Genomic DNA, 540 nt, shown 5'->3' with positions numbered 1-540 from the left:
TCAACAACCACGGCGCCTTGACCTTCACGCTGAGCGACGGCAAGACCGTCATCACCGTACCGGCCAACGGCACCAGCGGTTCGATCACCGTGACCGCGCCGGACAACGTCTACGTCGGCAGCAACACTCCGGTAGTGCAGTCGATCGCGACCGTTGCGGGCGCTGACGTCGGCAAGTTTGAGCAACTGACCCTGGACAAGACTCCGGTCAGCACCCAGGTCACTGACGAGCCAGGCACTCCAGGCAACGAAGGCGATATCGTCAAGGTCACCATCACCGCTGACCAGGTATCGGTTGCCGAGAACGTCAAACCGACCTTCACCGTGCACATCAACACCGCCCTGGCCCACGATTTGGTCGTGACCCTGAGCAACAATGCTCAGGTCACCATCAAGGCCGGGGAAACCAGCGCACCGTACACCCACGATGCGCAGGGTGACGACGTTTACAACGACGCTGGCCAGATCAGCTTGGGCATCAACTCGGCTGTAGACGCCACTGGCGCTACCTTCGAGAACCTCGAGCTGGGCGGTGCGGCTA

The 540-nt window shown here is 61.5% G+C and carries 1 protein-coding gene; it reads left to right on the top strand.

Annotation, left to right across the window (positions count from 1 at the left end; translation table 11 throughout):
* On the top strand, positions 1–540 hold a 540-nt coding region (locus tag JOY50_RS28530; RefSeq protein WP_243056172.1), incomplete at both ends, for an immunoglobulin-like domain-containing protein.

The organism is Pseudomonas sp. BP01 (assembly GCF_022760795.1).
Taxonomy (GTDB): domain Bacteria; phylum Pseudomonadota; class Gammaproteobacteria; order Pseudomonadales; family Pseudomonadaceae; genus Aquipseudomonas; species Aquipseudomonas putida_Q.
The sequence above is the reverse complement of the archived record's forward strand: the minus strand, read 5'-3'. Positions and strand labels throughout refer to the sequence as shown.